The 24,604-nt window shown below is 72.0% G+C and carries 21 protein-coding genes; 11 read left to right on the forward strand and 10 right to left on the reverse strand.

Going from position 1 to position 24,604, the window contains the following annotated elements; all coding sequences use genetic code 11:
* Nucleotides 1-95 precede the first annotated feature (95 nt).
* Together ABC270_RS04170 and ABC270_RS04175 are read right to left on the reverse strand one after the other, a co-directional pair.
* Nucleotides 96-641 carry a MarR family winged helix-turn-helix transcriptional regulator gene (locus ABC270_RS04170; RefSeq protein WP_412879646.1) on the reverse strand — a complete coding sequence of 182 codons (546 nt, stop codon included), beginning with the start codon at nucleotides 639-641 and terminating at the stop codon, nucleotides 96-98.
* A 10-nt stretch (nucleotides 642-651) separates the two neighbouring features.
* Nucleotides 652-1,296 carry a response regulator transcription factor gene (locus ABC270_RS04175; RefSeq protein WP_412879647.1) on the reverse strand — a complete coding sequence of 215 codons (645 nt, stop codon included), beginning with the start codon at nucleotides 1,294-1,296 and terminating at the stop codon, nucleotides 652-654.
* Nucleotides 1,297-1,484: 188 nt separating this feature from the next.
* Here ABC270_RS04175 and ABC270_RS04180 point away from each other — a divergent pair, with 188 nt between their 5' ends.
* From ABC270_RS04180 to ABC270_RS04200, 5 genes are read left to right on the forward strand one after another with little or no spacing between them, the layout of a single operon-like run.
* A complete protein-coding gene (locus ABC270_RS04180; RefSeq protein ID WP_412879648.1) occupies nucleotides 1,485-2,405 on the forward strand; it encodes a bacteriorhodopsin in 921 nt (306 codons plus the stop codon).
* Complete coding sequence (locus ABC270_RS04185) at nucleotides 2,392-3,723, forward strand: lycopene cyclase family protein (protein ID WP_412879649.1); 1,332 nt, start codon at nucleotides 2,392-2,394, stop codon at nucleotides 3,721-3,723. Before ABC270_RS04180 ends, ABC270_RS04185 begins: the two co-directional genes overlap by 14 nt.
* Complete coding sequence (locus ABC270_RS04190; protein ID WP_412879650.1) at nucleotides 3,720-4,799, forward strand: Brp/Blh family beta-carotene 15,15'-dioxygenase; 1,080 nt, start codon at nucleotides 3,720-3,722, stop codon at nucleotides 4,797-4,799. Before ABC270_RS04185 ends, ABC270_RS04190 begins: the two co-directional genes overlap by 4 nt.
* On the forward strand, nucleotides 4,796-5,908 hold the full coding sequence (locus ABC270_RS04195; RefSeq protein WP_412879651.1) for an AI-2E family transporter: 1,113 nt from the start codon (nucleotides 4,796-4,798) through the stop codon (nucleotides 5,906-5,908). Before ABC270_RS04190 ends, ABC270_RS04195 begins: the two co-directional genes overlap by 4 nt.
* 55 nt (nucleotides 5,909-5,963) lie before the next feature.
* Nucleotides 5,964-7,802, forward strand: coding sequence for a BCCT family transporter (locus ABC270_RS04200; RefSeq protein WP_412879652.1), 1,839 nt, complete (start codon nucleotides 5,964-5,966; stop codon nucleotides 7,800-7,802).
* Between the two features lie 65 nt (nucleotides 7,803-7,867).
* Here ABC270_RS04200 and ABC270_RS04205 read toward each other — a convergent pair whose 3' ends face one another.
* The 5 genes from ABC270_RS04205 to ABC270_RS04225 all read right to left on the reverse strand — a co-directional run bounded on the left by ABC270_RS04205 (nucleotide 7,868) and on the right by ABC270_RS04225 (nucleotide 13,406).
* Nucleotides 7,868-8,890: a LacI family DNA-binding transcriptional regulator gene (locus ABC270_RS04205; protein WP_412879653.1), complete on the reverse strand. Its 1,023-nt coding sequence runs from the start codon at nucleotides 8,888-8,890 to the stop codon at nucleotides 7,868-7,870.
* A 119-nt stretch (nucleotides 8,891-9,009) separates the two neighbouring features.
* Nucleotides 9,010-9,813: an NAD-dependent epimerase/dehydratase family protein gene (locus ABC270_RS04210; RefSeq protein WP_412879654.1), complete on the reverse strand. Its 804-nt coding sequence runs from the start codon at nucleotides 9,811-9,813 to the stop codon at nucleotides 9,010-9,012.
* Between the two features lie 149 nt (nucleotides 9,814-9,962).
* Nucleotides 9,963-12,032, reverse strand: coding sequence for a YhgE/Pip family protein (locus tag ABC270_RS04215; RefSeq protein ID WP_412879655.1), 2,070 nt, complete (start codon nucleotides 12,030-12,032; stop codon nucleotides 9,963-9,965).
* Nucleotide 12,033: 1 nt separating this feature from the next.
* Entirely contained in the window at nucleotides 12,034-12,744 is a 711-nt protein-coding gene (locus ABC270_RS04220) for a P-loop NTPase family protein (protein ID WP_412879656.1), read from the reverse strand.
* Nucleotides 12,741-13,406 carry a TetR/AcrR family transcriptional regulator gene (locus tag ABC270_RS04225; protein WP_412879657.1) on the reverse strand — a complete coding sequence of 222 codons (666 nt, stop codon included), beginning with the start codon at nucleotides 13,404-13,406 and terminating at the stop codon, nucleotides 12,741-12,743. The genes ABC270_RS04220 and ABC270_RS04225 overlap by 4 nt, the downstream gene beginning before the upstream one ends.
* 161 nt (nucleotides 13,407-13,567) lie before the next feature.
* On the opposite strand from ABC270_RS04225, the gene ABC270_RS04230 reads away from it, so the two are divergent.
* The 6 genes from ABC270_RS04230 to ABC270_RS04255 all read left to right on the forward strand — a co-directional run bounded on the left by ABC270_RS04230 (nucleotide 13,568) and on the right by ABC270_RS04255 (nucleotide 20,708).
* Entirely contained in the window at nucleotides 13,568-17,203 is a 3,636-nt protein-coding gene (locus tag ABC270_RS04230; protein WP_412879658.1) for a S8 family peptidase, read from the forward strand.
* Between the two features lie 77 nt (nucleotides 17,204-17,280).
* Nucleotides 17,281-17,451: a hypothetical protein gene (locus ABC270_RS04235; RefSeq protein ID WP_412879659.1), complete on the forward strand. Its 171-nt coding sequence runs from the start codon at nucleotides 17,281-17,283 to the stop codon at nucleotides 17,449-17,451.
* Nucleotides 17,452-17,635: 184 nt separating this feature from the next.
* Nucleotides 17,636-18,940, forward strand: coding sequence for an adenylosuccinate synthase (locus tag ABC270_RS04240; protein WP_412879660.1), 1,305 nt, complete (start codon nucleotides 17,636-17,638; stop codon nucleotides 18,938-18,940).
* 2 nt (nucleotides 18,941-18,942) lie between these two features.
* Nucleotides 18,943-19,500, forward strand: coding sequence for an arsenate reductase/protein-tyrosine-phosphatase family protein (locus ABC270_RS04245; protein ID WP_412879661.1), 558 nt, complete (start codon nucleotides 18,943-18,945; stop codon nucleotides 19,498-19,500).
* Nucleotides 19,501-19,947: 447 nt separating this feature from the next.
* On the forward strand, nucleotides 19,948-20,277 hold the full coding sequence (locus ABC270_RS04250) for a hypothetical protein (RefSeq protein ID WP_412879662.1): 330 nt from the start codon (nucleotides 19,948-19,950) through the stop codon (nucleotides 20,275-20,277).
* A gap of 101 nt (nucleotides 20,278-20,378) precedes the next feature.
* Nucleotides 20,379-20,708 (forward strand): hypothetical protein, encoded by a 330-nt coding sequence (locus ABC270_RS04255; protein ID WP_412879663.1) that lies wholly within the window; start codon nucleotides 20,379-20,381, stop codon nucleotides 20,706-20,708.
* Nucleotides 20,709-20,768: 60 nt separating this feature from the next.
* On the opposite strand, the gene ABC270_RS04260 is transcribed toward ABC270_RS04255, so the two are convergent.
* From ABC270_RS04260 to ABC270_RS04270, 3 genes are read right to left on the reverse strand one after another with little or no spacing between them, the layout of a single operon-like run.
* Nucleotides 20,769-21,500: an SOS response-associated peptidase gene (locus tag ABC270_RS04260; protein ID WP_412879664.1), complete on the reverse strand. Its 732-nt coding sequence runs from the start codon at nucleotides 21,498-21,500 to the stop codon at nucleotides 20,769-20,771.
* A gap of 55 nt (nucleotides 21,501-21,555) precedes the next feature.
* Nucleotides 21,556-23,148: a GMC family oxidoreductase gene (locus tag ABC270_RS04265; RefSeq protein ID WP_412879665.1), complete on the reverse strand. Its 1,593-nt coding sequence runs from the start codon at nucleotides 23,146-23,148 to the stop codon at nucleotides 21,556-21,558.
* Nucleotides 23,145-24,548, reverse strand: a complete 1,404-nt coding sequence (locus ABC270_RS04270) for an alpha/beta fold hydrolase (RefSeq protein ID WP_412879666.1) — start codon at nucleotides 24,546-24,548, stop codon at nucleotides 23,145-23,147. The genes ABC270_RS04265 and ABC270_RS04270 overlap by 4 nt, the downstream gene beginning before the upstream one ends.
* Between the last annotated feature and the right edge of the window lie 56 nt (nucleotides 24,549-24,604).

Below are 24,604 nucleotides of genomic sequence, written 5' to 3' on the forward strand. Positions count from 1 at the left end.
CGCCGGGGGCGTCGCGAGGTGAAGCGCGCCGTCGCACCGTGACCGGGCAGCATCACCGTACCCGCCGTCGACTCCGCGTGACGACGGGCGGCCCGTCAGCCGGACAGGCGAGGTGCGTCGCGCCTCCCGTGCGCCTCATCGGCCCGCGGTTGGTCGGCCCCGACCGCCAGGAGGAGCCGGGCGTCGATGGACGGCGCCGGCCCGCGTGAGCCGGCGAAGGCGGCCGCCGCCTGCCGGACGGCCGAGCGCTCCTCGTCCGTCATCGTCCGCAACACCCCCCGGAACGCCGCGCGCCGACGGTCGAAGACCTCCGTGACGAGCTCGACCGCCGACGCGGTCGCGGCGATCTCCACCTCGCGGCCGACGGGGTGACGCTCGACGAAGCCGTCACGTACGAGCCGGCCCACCATGCGCGTGATGCCGGACGGCAGCAGCCCGAGGTCCTGCGCCAGGTCGCCGGCACGCACGGGACCGTTGGTCACGAGCAGGACCAGGATCCGGTACTGCTGCAGGGTCACCCGCTCCAGCGCGGGGGCGAGGGAGCGGATCACCAGGCCGAGACCCACGACCGACGCCCCGAGGAGCGCGTCCGCCTCGGTCGGTCCGTCGCCCGGCACGTCCTGCTCAGCTTCGGCCGCCATGCACCGCAGCCTACGTGCCGACCTCCACCGACCGGTGGTCCGGTCGGAAGCCGTTGCTCGTGCCCCAGAGGACGGCGTCGACCCGGTTCACCGCACCGATCTTGCTGTAGAGCGTGCGGATGTGGGTCTTCACGGTGTTCGGGCTGAGGTGGGTCAGCTCCGCGATCTCGAGGTTGCTCTTGCCCTGCGTGATGAGCGCCAGGATCTCGGACTGCCGATCGGAGATGCCGTGCGATCGCCCCGGCCAGTCGACGCCGGGTCCGCTCGGGACGCGGCGCCGCGGCGTGCCGATCACGCGGTCGCCGCCCGCCACCGCGACGAGCGCGGACGCGAGTTCGTCGCCGGACATGCTCTTCGGGAAGTACCCGGTCGCACCGCGGCGGACCGCGGCCTCGATGAGGTCACGGTCCATCTTCCAGGTGAACACGGCGACCGCGCGGATGCGGGGGTTGGCCGCCAGGCGCGACACGTCCTCGTCGTCCGGCCGGGGCTGCGCGAAGGTGTCGTAGAGCGCGACGTCGACCGGGACGTCGACCCGGTGGCCCGCGTCGAGCTGGACCACCTCGATCCGGTCCTCGAAGGGCGCCAGCATGTCCGCCAGTCCGCGGAGGACGAGTTCGTAGTCGTTGACCAGCGCGACCCGGATGCGTTCCATGCGACTCCTCTCAGCGACCACCCCCAGGGGTGAGACGACCGTTCCTCGCGGCGCGTTCCGTCGATCCCAGACGCTACGTCGGGGGCCTGTACCCCGTTCGCAGCGCTGCCTGGACGCACTGACTGTTGTCCAGGAGCAAGTTTCTCGTCGGGTCGCACGCCGCGGCTCGTCCAGCGGAAGGAAACCCCATGCCAGATGCGCTCGCTCCGTGGAACGCGACGCTCACGCTCGCGGAGCACTCGATCATCGTCTACGCACTGTCCGTCGCGGGACTCGCGCTCTTCGCGTTCTTCGTGAAGTCGTGGGTGTCCACGAACGAAGTGACCGGCCGCTACCGCAGCGGTGTGTACGCCGGCATGTGCATCACCGGCATCGCGTTCCTGTCCTACGTCCTCCTCGTGCTGGAGTTCGCCATCGGCTACGACCGCAAGGGCGACTCGTGGGTCCCGAACGCGAACGCGATCCTGTCGTGGGCGCCTCGGTACTTCGACTGGACCGTCACCGTCCCGCTGCTCGTGATCGAGCTCATCGCCGTCGCGACCCTCGCCGGCGCGGCCGCCCGACGCCTGCGCGCTGTGGGCATCGCCGCCGCGTTCCTGATGATCAGCACCGGGTTCATCGGCGGAGTCGCGATCGACTCCGGTACCGACACCGGTGCGCTCTGGCTCTGGGGCATCATCTCCGGCGTCTTCATGGTGATCCTGTACGTCCTGGTGATCTACGTCGTGGTGAAGGGCGGACGCGACCTGAAGGGCACCGAAGCCGCCACCACGCTGCGCAATGCCGGGATCCTGCTCATCGTCACGTGGATGGCGTACCCGATCATCTTCGGCCTGCAGGGCTGGGGCCACGGCGGAGCGGTCATCACCTGGATGCAGGTCGTCCTGTCGGTCGCCGACATCGTCGCGAAGGTCGGTTACGGCGCCATGATCCACAAGATCGCCAAGCTGCGGTCGGCGGAGGACGTCCGCGCCGGTGTCGACACGCTCCCGGAGGCGCTCTGGATCTCGTCGGAGAAGCTGTCCGACGGCACGATCCCGAAGCCCGTCACCAACCACCACTCGCAGCACGCAGCCCCCGTCATCGGCGACGAGCGTGGTCGCCGCTGACCCGACGGTCGCGACCCCCACCGAGGCCGGAGTGCACCGCGCTCCGGCCTCGGTCCCGGTCCGGCCCTCGCTCCCGGCGGCCGTCGACATCGCAGTGGTCGGGGGTGGCTGCTCCGGGATCGCCACCGCCGTGCGGCTCGCGGCGCTGCCCGGGCAGCGGGACGTGCTCGTCCTCGAGGGGCGGGGCGGCGACGACCCGCGGTCCTGGTGTTCCTGGGACGACGGGACCGACCCGCTGCCGGAAGCCCGCTCGGCCGCCTGGGACCGGTGGGAGGTCCGGAGCGACCGCGGTGTGAGCACGGGGACGGATCCGGAGCACCCCTACGTGCTCGTCCGGGCTGCCGACCGCCGGGCCGCGGCCGAGGCCCGGCTCGGAGCAGACGGACCCGTCCGCATCGTCCGGGGTGCTCCGGTGTCCGCCGTGACACCCGTCGACGCGGACGCCGGTGTGCTCGTCCGTTCGGCTGCGGGGACGGTCCGAGCCGGAACCGTGCTCGACGCGCGGGGCCCGCGGTGCCCGGGACACGTCGCGCCCGGTCGGGTCCTGCTCCACCAGCGCTTCGTCGGGCAGTGGATCACCACCAGTACGGCGGTGTTCGACCCGAGTACCGTCACGCTGATGGACTTCGTCGGTCAGCGGCAGGACGGACGCGTGGCCTTCGTCTACGTGCTCCCCGTCAGCACGACGTCCGCCCTGGTCGAGAGCACGGTGTTCACCCGGGACGAGGCAGACCCGTTCGACCACCGGACCGCGATCGCCGAGTACGTCCGCGACCGGTGGGGGCTCGACGGCGCAGCGTGGTCCGTCGTCGAGGAGGAGTCCGGGTGCATCCCGATGACGGACGCCCCGCCGGAGCGCCTGACGGCTCCGTCGCTCGCGGCACCCGTTGCTCCGCGTACAGCCGTGTCCACCGTCGTCGTCGTCGGCACGACGCGTCCGAGCAGCGGCTACGGCTTCGCCAGGAGCAACCGGCACAGCGCCACGGTCGCGCGCGCCCTGGTCGACGGGACGGTCGTCCCAGCGTTCCGCGACGGCCGGCGCACCGCGTTCCTCGACGCGGTGTTCCTCCGGTTCCTCCGCGACCGTGCAGCCGAGGCCCCGGAAGCGTTCCGGCGCCTGTTCGGTCTGCCCGGCCCCCTGGTCGTCCGCTTCCTGAGCGAACGGTCCAGCGTCCTCGACGACCTGCGGATCGTGTTCGCGCTGCCGAAGGTCCCGTTCCTCGCGGCGCTCGTGGTGATGCTCGTCGAACGTCGGCCCCGCCTCGGCGCTCCGGGCCGTCGCCCGGGTCGACGTCCGCAGTCGGGGACGTCATCGTGACCGCCGTGCTGCGGTCGGCAGGCAGCGGACCGGCGCAGCGGCCGGTCATCGCCCCGGCCGCGCTGCGGACGTGGGTCGCCGACCGCGTCCTGGCTCCGGTCACCGTGGTGCTCGCGGTCGTGGCACTCGCCTGCGTGGCCGTCCGGACCTCCGGCGGGAACGTCCCGATGCTGCTGCAACTGGTCCCGTTCGCCGTCAGCATCCTCGTCTTCGGACTCCCGCACGGCGCCCTCGACCACCTCGTCCCCGCGCGCCTGCGGCCGGGGACCGGCACGGTCCGGTCGATCCTGGTGGTCGTCGCGCTCTACGTCGTCGTCGGGTCAGCGACGGCGGCGCTGTGGGCCGCTGCGCCGCTCGTCGGCTTCGTGCTCTTCGTGGCGATCACCTGGTTCCACTGGGGGCAGGGCGACCTCTTCGTCGACCGCCTGCTCGGCGACGGCGTCCCGATGCGGTGGGGAGCCGCGCTCACGGTCTGCCTCCGCGGCGCCCTGCCGATGGTCGTGCCGTTCGTCACGCAGCCCGACGATGCGCTCCGGGTCGTCACGGGGACGGCGACCTCCGTGGGTGGCGCGGCGCACGGTGTCCTCGCGGTCCCGGTGGTGGTGCGGGTCGCCGGAGCGGTCGTCGTCCTCGGTCTCGTCGTCGCGCACCTGGTCGCGCTCCGCCGCGCCGGGGTCCCGCTCGCCCGGCAGGCGTGGGAGGACGCGGTGCTCCTCCTGACGTTCGCCGTCGTCCCGCCGGTCCTCGCGGTCGGCCTCTACTTCACGCTGTGGCACGCGGTCCGGCACATCCTCCGGCTCGAACTGACCGACCCGCTGTCAGCGGAGCAGCTCCACCGAGGGCGACTGCTGGCACCGTTCCTCCGCTTCGCCCGGCAGGCCTGGCCCGTGACCGTCGTCGCCGTCGCGATGCTCGCGGTGCTCGCTACCGTCCTGCACCGTGCCGACCTCGGGGTGTACCTCGCCCTCATCGCTGCCCTCACCACCCCGCACACCGTCGTCGTCACCTGGATGGACCGCCGACAACGGACATGGCGGCCGACGACCAACACCCCGACCGAGACGAGTCCACCGTGATCCCCTCCCCGACCGCTCAGCCGTCCACCCGGACCTCCGCGCTCCGCACCGGGGCGGTGTTCGCCGGCCGGCTCCTCGTGATCGCCGCCGCCGTCGGACTCGCCGGGTGGATCGCCGCGACGCTCGCGAACGTCGTCGTCCCGCTGCTCATCGGCATCGTCGTCGCGGCCCTCCTCGTCCCGCTCAGCAACCTCCTGCAGCGTCACGGCGTGCCGAAGTGGTTGGCGATCGTCACCGCTCTGCTGTCGGTCGTCGTCGGTGCGGCACTGCTGGTGTTCCTCGTGGTCTGGCGCGTGAGCGACCAGCTCCCCGGTCTCGAGTCGCGGACCGTCGCCCTCATCGGGAGCGTGCAGGACCTGCTCCGGCACCCGCCGCTCGGTCTGCCCGCCGTCGACCTCGACACACTCTCGACCGACGCGCGCGACTTCATTGCGCAGCACTCCGCAGAACTCCGGGAGGGGGTCGTCGTCGCGGGCGCCACGCTCGTCCACCTCGGCGAGGGCCTCTTCATCGTCACCTTCACGGTGATCTTCGCGCTGACCGGCGGACGGCGGATGTGGGAGTGGGTCGTGTCGCTCTTCCCCCGGGGCGCGCAGCACCGGCTCGGCGTCGCGGGGGAGGCCGGCTGGACGACCCTCACCCACTTCATCCGCGTGCAGGTCGTGATCGCGGCGACGGACGCGATCGGGATCGCCCTCGGCGCGTTCTTCCTCGGCGTGCCCCTCGCCGGCCCGATCGGCGTCGTCGTCTTCGTCGGGGCGTTCATCCCGGTGGTCGGGGCCTTCGCCGCGGGGGCCGTGGCGGTCCTCCTCGCACTGCTGTTCAAGGGGTGGGTGATCGCGCTCGTGATGCTGGGTGTGGTCGTCCTGGTGCAGCAGCTCGAGGGACAGGTACTGCATCCGTTCCTCACCGGGTCCGTCGTCGCCGTGCACCCGCTCGCCGTGCTGCTCGCCGTGATCGCCGGTACGACGGTCGATGGCATCGCCGGCGGGTTCTTCGCCGTGCCACTCGCCGCGACGGCGAACGCGATGATCCGCGCTGCCCGGCAGGACGACCCCGACGTCCCCATCGCCCTGCCGATCCCGCAGTCGGCACAGCCGTCGGACTGACGGCCCCGCCGCCCGAGCTGAGCACCGGCACAGGAAGCCGGGCACCTTGTACGGCATGGCAACGACACACCCCCCTGCGCCGACGACCGCGGACGGCGACGAACTCGGCGCACCGGTCACCACGACCCCGCGACTGAAGCGATGGGTGTTCTGGCCTGCTGCGGTCATCGTCCTCGGCTTCGTGGCCTGGACGCTCATCGCCCCGGCCACCGCGGAGAGCGCCTTCACCGCCCTGCAGGCCGGCATCGTCGCGAACTTCAGCTGGTACTACGTCCTCATCGCCGCGTTCTTCGTCGCCTTCTCGATCTTCGTCGGGTTCAGCAGGTTCGGCGACATCAAGCTCGGCAAGGACCAGGACGAGCCGGAGTTCTCGACCGGCTCCTGGTTCGCGCTCCTCTTCGCAGCCGGCATGGGCATCGGACTCGTGTTCTACGGCGTCTCGGAGCCGCTCAGCCACTTCGCCGACCCGCGACCCGGGGTCACCGGCGACGAGGCCTCGCTCGCGCAGCAGGCGATGACCCAGACCTTCCTGCACTGGGGACTCCACGCCTGGGCGATCTACGTCGTGCTCGGGCTGGCGCTGGCGTACGCGATCCACCGTCGCGGCCGCCCGGTCTCGATCCGCTGGGCCCTGGAGCCACTCCTCGGGAAGCGGGTCAAGGGCGGCTGGGGCAACACCATCGACGTCATCGCCCTCATCGGGACCCTGTTCGGGGTCGCGACCTCGCTCGGCCTCGGCGTCATCCAGATCGGCGCCGGTCTCGAGAGCGCGGGCATCGCCGAGAGCAGCACGGTGAGCCAGATCGCGATCATCGCCGTCATCACGGCGCTCACGATCGTGTCCCTCGTCACCGGTGTGACGAAGGGCATGAAGATCCTGTCGAACTTCAACCTGATCCTCGCTGCCGCGCTGCTGCTCTTCATCCTCATCGTCGGCCCGACGCAGTACCTGCTGCGTGACTTCGTCCAGTCGATCGGCGCGTACCTGCAGAACCTCGTCGGTCTCTCCTTCACCGTGAGCGCGCAGCAGGGTGCCGCAGGCGAGGCCTGGCAGGCGGCCTGGACGACGTTCTACTGGGGCTGGTGGATGTCCTGGGCGCCGTTCGTGGGGATCTTCATCGCCCGCATCTCCAAGGGCCGGACCGTGCGGCAGTTCGTGTTCGGCGTCCTCCTCGTCCCGACCGCGCTCACGATGCTCTGGTTCGCGGTGCTCGGCGGAGCGGCGATCCACCAGCAGTTGAACGGCGGCGGACTCGTCGGGACCGACGGCTCCGTGGACGTCGAGGGTTCGCTGTTCACCTTGCTCGCAGACCTGCCCGCCGGGACGGTGCTGACCTTCGGCGCGATCCTGCTCATCGGTGTCTTCTTCGTCACCTCGTCCGACTCCGGGTCCCTCGTGATGGCGATGATCGCGTCCGGTGGGGACATCGAGCCGAAGAACTGGCTCCGAGTGTTCTTCGCGGGGGTCTCGGCGCTCCTGGCGGTCGCGCTCCTGCTCACCGGCGGCCTCAACGCGCTCAAGACGGCCGCGATCACCACGGCCCTGCCGTTCAGCATCGTGCTCCTGCTGACGTGCTGGTCGACCATCATCGCGTTCACCCGGGAACGGCGTGCGTACGACCGCGCGGAGCGGGCCCTGCTGCTCGAACGCGTCGGCGAGTACTACGGGCTCGAGGTCGAAGGACCCGCTGAGCGCGGCGTGCAGACCGGACTCGGGCATCCGTGGCGGGTCATCCGGCAACGCCTCAAGCCGAGTGGGGGCGCGGCACGGCCGGAGGTCGCGCACGAGCCGGATCCGCCCATCAGCACCACTACGGTCTCGCCGGACCCGGCACTCGACCCGCGACTCGACGTCGCGGTGGCCCGCCAGGAGGAGACGACCGCAGACCGCTGAGGCGCCGTTGCGGCGGGAGCGGCAACCGCGATCCCGCCGCAGGCCGAGCGCGGTGTGCGACGGCGTCAGCGCCGTGCGGTCGTGCGCCGCGCGACCAGGCGTGGCTCGACGAGGATCTCCTGCGCGGGCGCGTCCGGTGCCGCGATCCGAGCGAGCAACCGCTCGCCCGCACCCCGACCGATCTCCACGCTCCGGTCGTCGATGCTCGTGAGGCCCACGTAGCGAGTGGCCGCGACGGGGGTGTCGTCGTACCCGATGACCGACACGTCCTCGGGCACCCGCAGTCCCCGCTCGGCGAGGCCGGACAGTGCACCGAGCGCCATCACGTCGTTCGCGGCGAAGACCGCCGTGACGTCGGGGTGCTCGTCGAACAGGACCGCGACGGCACGCACGCCGGCGTCCTCGGTGGGCTCACCGGGGAGGACCGCACTGACGACGGAGGCGCCGGCCCCTGCTGAGGCGACCCGTGCCTCCAGGCCGGTCCGTCGCTCGTCGGAGGCAGCGGACCGCGCGCCGACGAAGCCGATGCGGGTGTGGCCGAGGCCGAGCAGGTGGTCGGCGGCCATCGCACCGCCGGTGCGGTCGTCGTTCGCGACCGTGTCGGCGCGGGGGATCGCGACCCGACCGCCGGCGATGACCAGCGGCATCGACGCCGGCACCGCCAGGTCCGTGTCGGGCTCGCCGGCGATCACGATGCCCTCGACGCGCATCGAGAGGAAGCCCTCGACCGGCGAGGCGTCGAGCCCGGTGTTGAGGAACCGGTCGGCGACGACGAGCCGGTGGCCCTGGTCCTGCAGGGACTCGCGGAGGCCGGTGAGGAGGTCGACGAACCACTGGTTCCGGAAGTCGTCGAGCACCACGCCGATCGTTCGGGAACGCGTGCCCGCGAGTGCGACGGCTGCTGTCGACGGGCGGTAGTCGAGCTCCTGGATGGCCTGCAGCACGGCCGAGCGACGCTGGTCGCTCACCCGGGGGGAGCGCTGCAGGACGAGCGAGACGAGCGACTTGGAGACGCCGGCGCGGGCCGCGACGTCGTAGATGGTCGCCGGCTTGCCGCCGGCTGGCTTGCCGTCGCCCATGATCGGCATCGACCTCCTGGTGTCCTCGTCGATCCTAGCGGTGGTCGCTTTGGTGCTGTTGTCAGGACATTGGCCGGGAGGCCCGGTGCGGGTCCGCCCCGTCCGACCGGCCCGGTGGCCGGTCGCGGTCAGTTCGACCGCCGGCCGAGCGGCAGGTCCGCCATGCCGCCACCGAGGAACCGGATGTCCTCGCGCGGCAGGGCCGCGCGCTCGTCCTCGTCGAGCGCGACAGAGGCGTCGTCCTCGGGGTGGAAGCCGATCGCCTCGCCGGCGGACAGGTCGGCGGGGGACCCGGTGTTCCGCGAGACCGCCCAGACGACGTGGTGGCCCGGCTCCCGGAGCTCGACGGTCGCCTGCACGAGCCGCGCCAGGTCGTCCGGTGAGCTCCACATCAGGAGGGCCCGCCGGCTGCTCGGGCGCTCGCCGAAGGCGCCGATGCGGGCCGAGACGACCGACATGTCGTACCGGTCGGCGAAGAGACTGCCGAGGAGCTCCATCGCCGCCTTCGTGAACCCGTAGTACAGGTCGGGGCGGGGGAGCCGGTCGCCCGGGACGCTCCCGGGGGCGGCACCGTCCTCGGGGACCCGGCCGACCGCGTGGATCGAACTCGCCTGGACGACACGTCGGACCCGGGCCGCTGCCGCCGCCTCGAACAGGTTCTTCGTGCCGGTGAGGTTCGCGGCGACGAGGGTGTCCCACTCGTCCTCGGTCGGGATCCCGGCCAGGTGCACGACGGTGTCGACCCCCGGGAGCGCTGCCGCGAGGGCGGTGCGGTCGTTCACGTCGCCCTCGACGAAGCGCTCGCGGTCCCCGACGGGTGGGTCCGGCTGGCGGGTGTCGAGCAGGACGAGGTCGTGTCCGGCGGCCGTGAGCCTCGGGCGGAGGGCCGTCCCGATGCGTCCGGCCGCCCCGGTGATGAGCAGCGTCGCCATGCGCGCGACGGTACGCGGGGGTGGGTGTGCGGGGCGCGGGCGTGCGGCGGCGCGGATTGCCGGTACACAACCAAGAGCACCGCGAACCACGCGCTGGCGTGGTTCGCGGTGCCTTTGGTTGTGCGAGGGCAGCGGCCCGCAGCCCGGTGCTAGCCGATCAGGCTCGGGCGGAGGTCCCGCAGCGTGCGGCTCCGGGTCTGCCGGGCGGTCACGACGTACGAGACGAGCAGGGCCCCGAGGAGCCAGCAGAGCAACACGCCCGTGTCGGACCACGCCGCGGCCGCGGACCCGCCGTACATGGTCTGCCGGATGGCGTCGACGGAGTACGTCATCGGCAGCGCGAAGTGCAGCGCAGCCAACGGCCCGGGCAGTGTCTGCCACGGGAACGTCCCGCCGGCGGTGACCAGCTGCACGAGCATGAGCACGAGGCCGAGGAACTGCCCGACCGACCCGAGCAGCACGTTGAGCGCCATGATGATCGCCGCGAAGGTCGCCGAGGCGAGCACCATGATCCCGATGGTCGGGCCGGCCTGCACGACGTTGAGGTCGAGGGCGAACCGGACGATGAGGAACAGCGCCACCATCTGCACGACCCCGAGGAGCACGGGGGTGAGCCAGCCGCCGAGCACCACCCGCAGGGGCTTCCGCACGGCCGTGATGGCCCGCTTCGAGATCGGCTTGAGGATGAGGAACAGCGCGTACATGCCGATCCAGGCGGCGAGGGAGATGAAGAACGGGGCGAGGCCGGCTCCGTAGGTCCCCGCGGAGGCCACGTTGTCGTCGCCGACCTTCACGGGGTCGGAGATGACCGACGCCTGGTCCTCCCGCGACGACGCGGTCGACGCCGGGATCTTCGTGCGGCCGTCGTCGAGCTTGTCCGCGAGCTCCCTCGACCCGCTCTCGAGCTTCGTGAGCCCGGACGCGAGCGACTTCGCGCCGTCGTCGGCCGAAGCCGCGCCGGAGGCGAGCTGGGATGCGCCGCTCGACAGCGACGGGGCGGCGGCCGCGAGCTTCGACGTGCCCGCGGCGACCTGCGAGGCGCCACCCGACAGCGTGGACGCACCGTCCGCCGCGGTGGCGATCCCGTTCGCGAGGGTCGGCGACGCGTCGGCGAGCCGCTGCGTCCCGGCGGCGACCTGGGCCGATCCGTCGCGGAGCTGGTCGATCCCGGTCAGGGCCTGCTCGACCTTCGCCAGCTGCTCCTGGTTGCCGGAGTCCGCCAGCTGCTGCTCGACGGTCTGCTTGATGACCGCCTGTGCCTCGGGCGAGAGCTCCACGCCCTGCTTCGCCGCCGCCGCGGTGATCGCCGCGTTGACGGTGTCGGGGGAGAGTGCCTCGAGCGACTTCAGCGCCGGGTCGGTCGAGTCGGACAGGGTCTGCAGCCCGGACGCGACCTGCTGGGCGCCCGTGTTCAGCTGCTGGGTCTGCGACGGCAGCGATGCCGTCTGCTGCTCCGCGCCCGCGAGACCCGAGGCCAGCTTCGACGCCCCCGCCGAGACCTGCTGCGCGCCGCTGTCCAGCTGCTGCGTCTGCGACGGCAGGTCCGCGGTGCCGGCGGCGAGTTGCGCCGCGCCCGACGAGAGCTTGCCCGTGCCGTCGGCGAGCCGGTCGGCCCCGTCCTTGGCGGTCGTGGCACCGGAGGCGAGCTGTCCGGCGCCGTCGACGGCGTCGCCGAGGCTGTCCCGCACGTCGGCGAGCCCGACGAGCAGGGTCTTGGCGGCCTGCTTGCCGACCCGCTCGGCCACGGCGGTGCGCATGGTCTTGCCCGCTTGCTCCGCGATGGTCGACGCCAGGTAGGAGTTCGTGTCGGCGGTCGTCATGACGAGCTGCGCCCGGCGGGGGTCGTCCGACTGCGCCGAGACGAGCGCCGCCGAGAAGTCGTGCGGGATGGTGACGACGAAGTCGTACGTGCCGTTGCGCACGCCCGAGCGGGCGTCGGCCGCGGAGGTCTCGGTCCACTTGAAGTCGCCGCCGTCGATCGCCTCCTTCGCGACGTCCTTGCCGTAGTCGACGCGGTCGCCGTCGAGCGTGGCCCCGGCGTCCTGGTCGACGATCGCGGCGGGGACCTGGTCGAGCTTGGCGTAGGGGTCGCGGTTCGCCCACAGGTAGGCGCCGCCGTAGAGCAGCGGCACGCACATCAGCGCGATGAACGCGAGACGGGCGAGGGGCGTGGCGGTGAGGCGCGCGAGCTCCGCGCGGACGAGCGAGGTGGTGGTCACGTCAGGACGCTTCCTGGAGGCGCGGGTCGTCTCCGTCGGTGGCGGTCGCGTCGTCGGGGCCGTCGGTCTGGTGCGGGGAGGGAACCGGCGCCGCTCCCGGCGTCGGGATGGTGTCGAGGAGCGTCGCGGCGGTCTGCGCGGCGGCCTTCGACGTCACGAGGAGGACGGTGACGCCGCGGAGGGCGACGTCGCGCACGACGGCGAACCAGTCCTCGACGGCGCCGCCGTGCCGCTCGGGCGACGTGACCACGAGTCCGGTGACGCCGTCGCGGAGGAGGGCGAGCTCGACGAGCAGGCGGATGCGGACCTCGGTCGGGACGCGCTGGACGTGCGTGTCGGCGTACTGGGTCATCCCGAGCGACTCGATCACGGTGTCGACGTGCTCCCGCGAGGGGCGCTGTCCGGCGTAGGCCAGCTCCTCGCGCACGATGCGTCGGCAGCTCATCACGGGGAAGGGCTCCGCGACGCCGGGGGTGTCGACGAGGGCGAACGCGCGGCGCACGGCAGCCGGGTCCTCGTGCCCGTCGACGAGCACACGGCCGCGGGTGGGACGCATGCGGCCGCCGGCGACGAGTGACGCGAGCACCGGCGCCTGCTCGGTCTCGACGGCGACGATGCCCGGGCGGCCGGGTCCGGCGACGGCGGACACCACGGGCAGTGCTGCACCGGGCTCCTCGCCGATGCCGACGTGGTCGAGTTCGAGGGTCGTCATGCGGCGGGCTCCTGGGCGGTGGTCGAGGGCGTGGTGGTCGGCGTGGTGGGTTCGGAGAGCAGGGCGGTCCGCCAGTCGATGCCGGTCACGCCGAGCGCCGAGAGGACGACCATGCGACGGCCTTCGGCGTCGGAGCTGCCGGAGCGGGTCGCCTCGTCGAGCACGGCGATGCAGGCGTCCTCGACGAGTCGGCCGAGCGCGTCCGGGGAGACGTCGTCGCGCATGACCCCGTCGGCGATGCCGAGCGCACAGGCCTCGCGGACGCGGGCCCGGACAGGGGCGAACTCGGCCGCGACCGACTGGATGAAGGGTTCCCGCACGGCGACGGCCGCCATCGAGCGGACGTGCGAGACCTCGGCCCACAGCGCCACGGCGATCGCGGCGATGCGGGCGGCGGGCGGCACGTCGACGAGGTCGGCGGCCGTCGGCATCGCAGCGGCGATCCGGGCCGCGCCGGTGGTGACGACCTCGCGCACGAGGTCGTCACGGGAGGAGAAGTGTCCGTAGACCGCACGGCGCGACAGACCGGCGGCGGCCGCGATCGTCTCGAGCGACACGTCGGGGTCGCGCTGCAGTTCGGTCTTCGCGGCCTCGATGAGCGCAGCCCGGTTCTCCGTCGCGTCCCGACGGGGCGCACGATCGGGTGCTGCAGACGTGGTCATGACGCCCATCGTACTAACCTGCACACATGTGTGCAAGTTAGTGCCCGTGTACCCCCGGACGAGGGGCGGTCCTCCGAAGAGGGGACTAGGCGGCCTGAGAGGAACCGCATAGCTTCACAGGAATTCCACGAGGACCACGGACAGAGCCAGGAGTGCGCCCTTTGAACCGTGCAACACCGAACCCGAACCCGACACCACGCCGACTCGCACGCGTCCTGACCGCCGGCATCGCCGCCGCGGCCCTGGCGTGCGCGGGACTCGCGGTCGGCGGCACCGCCGTCGCAGCGACCCCGGGTGTCTCCATCCCCGAGCTGAAGCTCGCGCAGCCGCTGCGTGACGCGAAGCCCACCAAGACGGTCAGTGTGTTCGTGCGCACGACCGGGAAGGGCGCGCTCGAGGTCGACGCGCAGGCGAAGGGCGGGGACCTCTCCCGCTCGAAGTCCCCGTCGACGCAGGCGAAGCAGCGCGTGCAGTCGATCCGGTCGACCACCGCAGCCGTCCGCGCCGCCGTCAAGAAGGCCGACTCCCGGTCGACGGAGCTCTACTCGACCGAGTACACCGTCCCCGGCGTGGCGGTCGTCGCCGACGTCGACGCGCTCCAGCAGATCGCGAAGCGCTCCGACGTCGAGAGCATCATCCCGCTCACGCCGAAGAAGGTCGTCGAGCCGACGGTCAACGCCGACGCGTCCGCTGCGCCCTCCGGTGTCGACCCGAGCACGACGAAGGCGGGTGCCGACGGCGTCGCGCCGAAGAACGCCGCGAGCGACGTCTACACCCGCGCCCTCAACGCCTGGACCCAGACCGGGCACACCGGCAAGGGCGTCAACGTCGCGGTGCTCGACACGGGCCTCGACTACACGCAGGCCGACTTCGGCGGTCCCGGCACGGCCGAGGCGTACGCCGACGCGCTCGCCTCGACGTCGGCGCCGGCCGCCGGTTCGTACGACCCGCAGAAGTTCCTCGGCGGCTACGACTTCGCCGGTCCCACCTACAACGCGGACCCGTCGAGCGACGACTACCAGCCGGTGCCCGCCCCCGACGACAACCCCATCGACGGCAAGGGCGGCGACCACGGCACGCACGTGTCCGGTACCGTCGCGGGCTACGGTCTCACCGCCGACAAGAAGACCTTCGACGGCGACTACACCAAGCTCACCGCCCAGCAGGTCCAGGACATGTGGGTCGGCCCGGGCACTGCGCCCGAGGCGGGGCTCTACGCCCTCAAGGTGTTCGGCGACGGGGGCGGCTCGACCGACCTCACCGGCGCCGCACTCGACTGGGTCGGCCAGGCGCTCACGCAGGGCAAGGACATCAACGTCCTCAACCTCTCGCTCGGCTCCGACTACGGTGCGCCGGACGACCCCGACAACGCGAAGATCGACGCCCTCACCGACCGCGGCGTGCTGCCGGTGATCGCCTCGGGCAACGCCGACGACTTCACCGACATCGGGGGATCGCCGGGGACCGCCGAGGGCGCGCTGACCGTCGCCGCGAGCGCCACGGGCCAGTCGCTGTACGACGGCGTCCAGGCCACCGCGCCGAGCTCGGTCGCGAAGACCTGGCGCGCGCAGTACTCGCAGAACTACCAGGGCACGCTGCCGGTCGAGGGCGACGTCGTCGTCCCGACCACGAACATCGACGGCTGCACCGCGTTCACCGGGGCCGATGCCGCGGCGATCAAGGGCAAGGTCGTCTGGCTGAAGTGGACCGACGGTGCGCTCGAGTGCGGCTCCGGCGTGCGCTTCGGCAACGTCGCCGCCGCTGGCGGCGTCGGCGTGCTCCTCGCCGGCACGGTCAACACCTTCGACTCGGGCATCGCGGGGAACGCGACCATCCCGGGAGCCGAGCTGACCGCGGACAGCGTCACGGGCCTCCAGGCCGCGGCGAAGGCGGGGACCCTGCACGTGCGCTTCGCGGACGAGCTCAAGGGCTTCCAGCTCGCGACCGACCCCGAAGCCGTGAACACGCTCGCGTCGTTCACCAGCCGGGGTGTGCACGGTTCGTTCGACGACATCGTCAAGCCGGACATCGCCGGCCCCGGCGTCAACGTCATCTCCGCCGCCAACGGCACCGGTGACGGCCGCATGTCGATGAGCGGCACCTCGATGGCCACGCCGGACGTCGCGGGCATCGCGGCGCTGAAGTTCGAGTCGCACCCGAACTGGGCCGCGGACGACGTCAAGGCAGCGCTCATGAACACGGCGACGCACGACGTCAAGGACGGCAACACGTTCGCGACCCAGCTCCGCCAGGGCACCGGCCGCGTCGACGCGCTGCAGGCCGTCAACGCGGACACCACCGTGGTGAGCGCTGAGAACGGCAAGCTGGTCACGGCCTCGTTCGGGGTCGTCGAGGTGGCGAACAAGAACACCTCCGAGAAGCGGTCCCTGATCATCACGAACAAGGACTCCGTCGCGCACACGTACGACGTGGCCTACCAGTCGCGGGTGGCCCAGCCGGGCGTCGCGTTCTCGCTGGACCAGGCCCGCGTCACCGTCCGTGCCGGTGGACGTGCCGTGCTCACGCTGACGATGAAGGTCGCCGACCCGACGCAGCTGCGCCGGGTGATCGACCCGACCCAGGAGGCCGTGCAGCAGGGCTACCAGCGTGAGTTCGTCGCCGCCGCCACCGGCCTCGTGACCTTCACGCCGACCGACAAGACCCTCGAACCGCTCCGTCTCGGCACCTACGCCGCGCCGAAGCCGGTCAGTGCGGTCAAGGGCGGCACGGCGACCTTCACGAAGACCCGCACCGCGGACGTCAAGCTCACCGGTCGTTCCGTCGACCAGGGCGGTCTGACCACCGGCTACCACGCCGTGGTCGCACCGTTCGTGCTCGGCGGCACCGACACCGCCGAATCGTTCCCGGCCGGGTCGGCCGAGCAGTCGCTCCGCGCGGCGGACGTCCGCTCGTACGGTGCGAGCTACGACAAGGCGTCTGACGTGCTCGCGTTCGGCGTGCAGACCCAGGGCCCCGACGCCAACCCCGGCGCCGTGACCAACGTCGAGGTGTACATCGACGTGGACGGTGACGGCACGGACGACTACCTCGTCTACGACGCGAAGTCCTCGGTGGTCGACGCGACGTTCGTCACGACGGTCGACCTGCACGCGGCCGAGGACGAGGACCCCGTGGTCGACGCCTACCCGCTCAACGCCGGCGCGCCGGGCCAGGACGTCAACACGTTCGACAGCGCGGTGAAGGTCCTGCCGGTGACGGCCAGCCTGATCGGCGCCACCGGGAAGTCGGTGAGCTACCACGTGGAGACCGAATCGGCCTACGCGACCGGCGTCACCGGCTCCTCCGTGGTCGACGCGACCCCGGCCGTGACCTTCGACCTCGGCAAGCCCGCGCTCACCTTCGCGCAGTCGGGCACGGGCGGCACCCTCTTCGCCGACAAGGGGTCGCTCCAGGTCACGCGTGCCGGTGGCGTCACCGACGCGAAGATCCTGCTCCTCCACCTCGGCAACGCGGTCGGGGACCAGGCGCAGACCGTCGCCACGAAGGTCGTCCCGAAGCTGTCGCTCAAGAAGGGCAGCGCGGTGACGATCAGCGGGACCGCCAAGGTCGGCAAGACCCTGACGGCGAAGCACGGCACCTGGAACGCGTCGGGTGTGACCTACTCGTACCAGTGGTCCCGTGACGGCAAGGCCGTCCGGAACGCCACGGGCTCGACCTACAAGGCCGGTTCGGCCGACGTGGGGAAGAAGCTCACGGTGACGGTGGTCGCGAAGGCCAAGGGGTGGGTGGACGGGTCCTCGACCTCGAAGCCGACCGCGAAGGTCACGAAGAAGTAGCCCGGTCGGGTCCGCCCGGAGTGCGCTGACGGGACAGGTAGTTAGACAAACTAGTTGTTCCGTGGAATGGTGATCACATGCGACAGCAGAGCGACATCAAGCAGCTCCGGGCGAACCCCTCGGAGTGGCGTCGACGCGGTCTGACCCCGCCCGACGTGATCCAGGCCATGGTCGAGGAACGGCTCCGCGAGCCGGGCCACAGCCAGCCGGTCGGGGATCCCGCGTACGCGGACTTCTTCCGCAGCTGACGCTGCGAAGGCGGTCGCGATTCGGGCGCGACCGGGCAACGAACGGGAGGCACGGTGCCAGCTGGCACCGTGCCTCCCGTCCGTCTGTCCGGACGGTGGCGTGGAGGTGACCAGCCGATAGACTCGGGTGGACCACCGACCGAGCCGGTCGCGTGCGGTCCTCCGCCAACGTGAGGAGAACCAGATGCCCGCAGCAGTCATCATCGGCGCCCAGTGGGGCGACGAGGGCAAGGGGAAGGCCACCGACCTCCTCGGCTCCCGCATCGACTACGTCGTCAAGTTCAACGGCGGCAACAACGCCGGGCACACGGTCGTCGTCGGCGGCGAGAAGTACGCGCTGCACCTCCTGCCGTCGGGCATCCTCACGCCCGGGGTCACGCCGATCATCGGCAACGGCGTGGTCGTCGACCTCGAGGTCCTCTTCCAGGAGCTCGACGCGCTCAAGGCCCGCGGCGTCGACGTCTCCCGGCTGCTCGTGTCCGCGAACGCCCACGTCATCACGCACTACCACCGCACCATCGACAAGGTGACGGAGCGGTTCCTCGGCAAGCGGCAGATCGGCACCACCGGTCGCGGCATCGGACCGACCTACGCCGACAAGATCAACCGCGTCGGCATCCGCATCCAGGACATCTTCGACGAGAACATCCTGCGGCAGAAGGTCGAGGCAGCCCTCGACCAGAAGAACCACCTGCTCGTGAAGGTCTTCAACCGTCGCGCCATCGACGCGGACGAGGTCGTCGAGTCGCTGCTCTCCTTCGCCGACCGGCTCCGCCCGATGGTCGCCGACACCGCGCTGGAGATCCACCGTGCCCTCGAGCGCGGCGACACCGTGCTGTTCGAGGCCGGCCAGGCCACCATGCTCGACGTCGACCACGGTACCTACCCGTTCGTGACGTCGTCCTCCGCGACCGCCGGGGGAGCCGCGACCGGATCCGGCATCGGCCCCGGGAAGCTGGAGCGCATCATCGGCATCGTGAAGGCGTACACCACCCGGGTCGGCGCCGGCCCGTTCCCGACCGAGCTGTTCGACGAGTCGGGGGAGTTCCTCCGAGCGAACGGGTTCGAGTTCGGCACCACCACCGGTCGCCCGCGCCGCTGCGGCTGGTACGACGCCCCGATCGCCCGGTACACGGCGCGCATCAACGGTGTGACGGACTTCGTCCTCACCAAGCTCGACGTCCTCACCGGACTGTCGACGATCCCGGTCTGCGTGGCGTACGAGGTCGACGGGCAGCGGGTGGACGAGGTCCCCGTCAACCAGTCCGACTTCCACCACGCGAAGCCGATCTACGAGGAGTTCCCCGGCTGGACCGAGGACATCACCGGCGCCCGGTCGTTCGAGGACCTGCCGCAGGCAGCCCAGGACTACGTGCTCGCCGTCGAGCGGATGTCAGGCGCCCGGATCTCCGCCATCGGCGTCGGCCCCGGCCGTGACGCGATCGTCGTGCGGCACGACCTGCTCGACTCCGCCCCGACCGCGTCCTGACGATGCGCGTCCTGTTCGTCTGCAGCGGCAACCTCTGCCGGTCCCCGCTCGGCGCACAGGTCCTCACCGCCCGGCTCGGCCGTGACGCACCCGCGTTCACGGTCGAGTCGGCGGGCACGATCGCGCAGGACGGCGCCCCGATGGACGAGACCGCTGCCGTGCAGTCCCGCCGGCTGGGGGGTTCGCCGGACGGACACCGGGCGCGGTACCTGACGGCCGCGATCGCCGGAGACGCCGACCTCGTGCTCACCGCGGAGCGTGCCCACCGGGCTGCGGTGGTCTCCCTCGCTCCCCGGTCGACGAAGCGGTCGTTCACGATCGTTCAGTTCGCGCGGGTGCTCGACGCACTGGAGCCCGCCGACCTCGCCGATGTGTCCACCGGGGCTGCGCTCGTCGAGCTGGTCGCTCGGCTCCGGGGTTCGGTGGCGCCGCCGATCGACCCCGCGGACGACGACGTCGACGACCCGTACCGCCGCTCTGAGGCGACGCACGCCCGGGTCGCGGACGAGATCGGCGCTGCCGTGGCCACGATCGCGGACGCCTTGCGCGCCGTGCGCTGAGCGCGGTTGCGGGCGCCGCGGTTGCCGCGGTTGCCGCGCGTGCCGCGCGTGCCGCGGTTGCCGCGCGTGCCGCGGTTGCCGCGCGTGCCGCGGTTGCCGCGCGTGCCGCGGCGCTGCTCGAGTCTCGTGCCGAGCGACCGATCTCGGGCTCGAGGGCGCGCGACGTGTCGCTCAGCCCGAGGCTCATGGCGGTACTGACGAGTCTCGAGGGCGCGGCGCCGAGTCTCGCGGGCGCGTACCCCGGTCAGTGGTTCATCCACGGAACGAGTACCCCGACGGGGGACGTGTACCCCGAAGTGCTGTCGCCCGTCCCCGGAAAACCGGGCCTCGGCGATGGGGAGCATTGACACAACCCGTGAATCCGCGGGCCTGGGTGGCATGCCGCCCCCGCCGTCTCGTAGCGTTCTGGTGTCAGCAGATGTACCCCGGAACGCGAAGGAGCACGCCATGAGCACGACTGTCCAGACCGACACGCGAGCCGAGGTCACCCTCGACACCGACACCGTCGACACGATCGCGATCCTCGAGGCCGACGCCGCCGTCCACGGCCGCGCGACCCGCGCCAAGCTCACCTGGACGCAGGAGGACGACGACGAGTGGATCGCGAACTACGGCGGTTACTTCGGTGGCTCGGTCGACAAGCGTGACGGCCGGTACGTCGCCTCGGACACCTTCGGCATGGTCGTCGGTGACTTCGGATCGCTCGAAGAAGCCCAGGGCCGACTCGCGGACCAGCTGCACGTCATGCTCCCGGCCGTCATCCGGCCCGTCGCGTAGTGCCAGGCGACCATCCGCGCCCGTCGTCCGACGGGGGAACCGACACCACCACACCGCAGAGCACCACGGCGCACAGCGCCACCAGCACCAGGAGCACCACCATGAACACCCCCGTCGCGTCCGGCCAGCACACCGAGGTGGACGTCGACACGGCGACCATCGAGCTCATCACGGAGATCGGCGACGGCATCGTCTCGCCCGCGGCACCGGCCCGAGCACACGTGGTGTGGTCCGAAGCCGACGCCGGACTCTGGGCAGCCAACTACGGCGGGTACTACGGCGGTGTGGTCGACCAGCAGGGCGCGCACTTCTTCGTGTCCGACACCTTCGGCCAGTACGTCGGGGACTACCGGTCGCTCGATGAAGCCCAGGACCGTCTGGCCGAGCGCCTCCACGCGCTGCTCCCCGACGTCCGTCGCACGCTCGATTGAACGAGACCAGCCCCTTCGAGACCCCGCCGCCGGCCGGGTCTTCGTCGTTTCCGGGAAGGGTCAGGCAACCGGCTCGATCAACTGCGGTCCCTGGTTCCGGACGCTGTTCACCGCACGCGAGACCTCGTACTGCTCGAGCCCCGCGGCGACCGCGAGCGACTCGTGGTCGAGCAGCGCGAGCAGGTCGTCCGTCCCGAGGCCGCCGTCGAGCCAGTCGTCGTAGCCGTCGGGTGTGAGGAACGCCGGCATCCGGTCGTGCACCTCGCCCGGGGCGACGTGGGCGTCCCGCGTGATGATCGCGAGGGAGAGTCGCCACTTGTCCGGGTCGTCCTCGGGCTTGGTCGGGTCGGGCCAGGCGCTCACGACGCCCGCCATGGCGAGGGCGCCACCGGGTTCGTGGACGAAGTGCGGTTCCTTGCCGTCGTCGCGCACCACCCACTCGTAGTAGCCCAGCGCGGGCACGATGCACCGGTTCGTCGCGAACGCCCGCTTGAACATGCCGCTCGTGGCGACCGTCTCGATGCGGGCGTTGATCGGCTTCGGACGTTGCTTCTGGAAGTCCTTCGCCCAGCTCGGGACGAAGCCCCAACTGATCCGGGGGAGCTCGCGCAGCCCGTGCCGCTGCCGGACGGCGTACACGGGGTCGGTCGGGGCGACGTTCCAGCTCGGAGCGAGGCCGGGGCGGACCTCACCGGTGTCCTCGTCGACGTGCTCGGTGCGCGCGGCGAGTTCACCGACGAGTTCCGGCAGCAGGTCGGCGGTGGTGTCGGAGACGACGAACCTTCCACACATGTCGCCAGTCTGCCCGTGACCGCCGACAGGCGTCCGCGCGCGCCCGCGCCGGGGGTCAGCCCCGCGCGCCCACCGTCTCCCGCACGCCGCCGCCGTCCGGCGCCCCCGCGAGCATCCGGTCGGCCGTCCGCAACGACAGTGCCATGATCGTCAGCGCCGGGTTCGCGATCACAGCACTCGGGAACACCGAGTTGTCGCAGACCCAGAGGTTCGGCACGTCCCACGACCGGCCGTCCCGGTCCACGACGGACGACGATGCGTCGGTCCCCATCCGTGCGGTGCCGATCGTGTGCGCGGTCCGCTCGAGCACGCGGACGTCACGGCCCCCGGCTGCCTCGACGATCGCCGTCATGGTCTGCACGGCGTGCCGCTCGATCGCGTCCTCGTTCTCGCCGGGGCTGAACGTGACCCGCGCCCGAGGCACCCCGTGGGCGTCGAGCTCGTCGGTCAGCTCGAGGCGGTTCCCGTCGTACGGCAGGCACTCGGCGTTGATGCCCACCCCGGCCATCCGCGGGTAGTCCCGCATGGCCTCGACGAGCGCCTTCCCCCGGAGCCCGCCACCCCGGACGAGCGTCGTCGCGAACGTCAACGGCTGCACGCCGAGGCTCTGGATGAGGTACCCGCCCGCGAAGTCGGCGTCGTCCGGCCGCACGAAGTCCTCGGTGATGATCGACGACGGGTACCCGCGGTAGGACCGCATCGACTCGTCGAACGTCGCCCACACCTGCGTCGCCCCGTGCGCGGTGAAGTTCCGGCCGACCTGACCGCTGGAGTTCGCGAGCCCGGTGTGCAGCAGGAGTCGCGGGGTCTCGACCCCTCCCGCCGCGAGGACCAGGGAGCGGCACCGCTGCCGGTGGTCCCGGCCGCCCTGGTGGTACACGACCGCCTCGACCCGACCGAGTGCGTCCAGCTCGATGCCGTGCACGAACGCCTCCGGCCGGATCTCGGCGCCGAAGGCCACCGCTGCGGGCAGGTACGTGGTGTCCATCGACACCTTCGACCCGTTCCGGCAGCCCTGGTGGCAGGAGCCGCACGAGACACAGGCCTGGCGGAGGCCGTGGTGCTCCTGGTGCCGGTCCTCCGTGGTGAGCCCGACCGGCGCGTCGGTGGCGGTGATGCCGAGCGCCGCCGTGCCGCGCATCATCATGTCCGAGGACGCGTTCCGCGTCGGCGGGCGCATGCGGTAGCGCCGGGACGGGTCCCACGGGTAGTGCTCGGGTCCGGCGACGCCCACGCCGTGCTCGACCTGCTCGATGTAGCCGGTCAGCTCGTCGTGGTCGATCGGCCAGTCCTCGCCGAGCCCGGACTCGGTCCGGAGCTGCAGGTCGTGCTTGCTCGGCCGCGGGGTGAACGCACCCCAGTGCAGCGTCGACCCGCCGACCCCGGTGCCGCTGTTGTTCGGGCCGAACGCGGTCGGGGCGTCGCCGCCGCTGATCCGCTCGTCCATCCAGTTGACGTCCGCGGGAGCGAGCACCTTGTCGGGGATGTGGTCGCCGGGCTCGGTGTTCCTGCCGGCCTCGAGCGCGACGACGGAGAGCCCGCGTCGCGCCAGTGCCGCGGTGAGCGGGGCGCCGCCCGCGCCGGTGCCGACGACGACCACGTCGACGACCTCGTCCTCGTCCCAGTGCCGCTGTCCGTCGAGTCTCATCGCGTCGCCTCTGCTTCCGTCGTGTCCCTCGGGGGAACGGGAGACGGCGCCCCCGGCTCCCAACCCTCGCGCTGGCCCGCGCCGAGCAGCTGGAACCCTTGCTTCCGCACGCCGTCACCGCCGTTCGCGTAGCCGTCGTAGTCGATCGCCGCCATCGTCGCCGGGTGGGCGAGCCACTGCTTCGCGAGGTCCACCGCCGCGTCCTCTGCCCAGGCGGACAGCTGTGCGACGGTCAACGGGCCGGCCGGCTGGTACGAACCGTCCTCGATCGCAGCGAGGGTGGCAGCGAGCACGTCGGCGGCGTCGTCGCCGTCGGCGCCGCCACGCGAGACCGCCCCGCCGAGCTCGTCGAGCGCCGCCCGGTACGCCTCGGGGTCCGTCGGCAGTCCGTCCGGTCGCCAGCCGTCGCCGGCGCCCTCCGCCAACTGCGCGTCCACCCGGAGCGCGACGTCGACGGTCCGGTCACCGGACTGCGGCACGACGACCGCCGCGACGGCGCGGAGGGTGTCGAGCTGCGCGGCGGAGAGCACGCGCGGCTCCGCGTCGGGGTCGTCGGCGAGCGCCCGGACCGCCAGCGCGCCACGCGTGGCCGCGCTCACCCGCGGCGAGGCGATCACGCGGGCGTGCTCCTCCGGCACCACCGGGCCGTTGGCGGCGTGCCGTGCCCAGAAGACGCGGATGCGGTCGGCGACGTCGTCGGGCTGTTCCCAGGGCAGCAGGTGCGCCGCACCGGGCACGACCGCGAAGGCGCCGTTCGACCAGTGCGGCAGGACGAGCTCCTGCTGCGCCGACGGTCCGAGGTCGCCGTCGTCGGCGCCCGCGAGCACGAGTGCAGGGACGGGGTTCGTGGTGTCGTCGGACCAGTCCTCGCGGCTGCCCCGTTCGAGCCAGGCACGCCATGCCTCGGGATCGGTGCGCTCGACGTCGTACACGGCGGACCGCAGCCGGTCCGACCGCAGGGTCGCGGCGGTGTTCGCGTCCACGAACTCACCCGCGTGGTCGGTGCTGATGTGCCCGGCGGCGGCCCAGTCGAGCATGGACTGTCGGCGGTCCTCGCCCATCGGTTCGGGGGAGCGCGGTGACGCGGCCAGCAGGACGACGCCACGGAGGCCGAACAACCCGTTCGCGCCGGACACCGTCCGGTCGGCGACCACGGCCGCGATCTTCCCGCCCATCGAGTGCCCGATGAGCGCCCACTCCGTCACACCGCTGCGTCCGATGGCCCGCTCGACCCGCTCGACCATGTCCTCGACGGTCGTCCCGGAGGACGCCGGGCTCGACCCGAAGCCCGGCAGGTCGATGCCGACGAGGTCGAGCGTGTCGTCCAGCCGGTCGTGCAGCAGCGCGAACTCCTCGGAACTCGAGCCGAGGGCGTGGAGGCAGAACGCGGTGGCGGGCATGCATTCGTTCCTACGCGTCGCGCCATGTGGACACCGACGAGCCCTGTACCCCTCCG

This window comes from Curtobacterium phoenicis, assembly GCF_047238015.1.
Lineage (GTDB): Bacteria > Actinomycetota > Actinomycetes > Actinomycetales > Microbacteriaceae > Curtobacterium.